Here is a 477-nt window from a genome sequence, read left to right on the forward strand (position 1 = left end):
CGATAATCCTTGAGGCGGCAGAACATGCGCTCGACTGCGTTTCGGCCTTTGTAGAGCGAGCGCGAGAAGCAGCTTTTCCAGCGCCGGTTCGCCTTGGAGGGGATGTTGGGCACGGCACCCTGGCGCTCGATCAGGTCGCGGATCGCGTTGCTGTCATATGCCTTGTCCGCCAAGACGATGGTGCGCGGCGCGAGACCGTCGAGCAGGACATCGGCAGCACGGCAGCACGGCAGCACGGCAGTCGGCGACGTTGCCGCCGGTCAGCAGGAAGCGGAGCGGGCGACCTTCGCCGTCGGTGAGCGCGTGGAGCTTGCTGTTGCGGCCACCTCGGCTAATCCCGATCGCTTGGACGAGCGCCCCCCTTTTCCGCCGCCCGCCGAGCGGTGCGCCTTCATATGTGTGCTGTCGATCAGGACCTCGGCAGGCGGTCCACCCGCTGCCGCCAGCGTGACGAATATCTCTTGCCAGATGCCTTTG

General features: G+C 65.8%; 1 pseudogene. It reads right to left on the reverse strand.

Annotated features, from left to right (window positions below):
* A pseudogene (locus tag ACX0GZ_RS14775) lies at positions 1-477 on the reverse strand (IS5 family transposase); the annotation flags it as partial.

Source organism: Sphingomonas aestuarii (assembly GCF_054457155.1).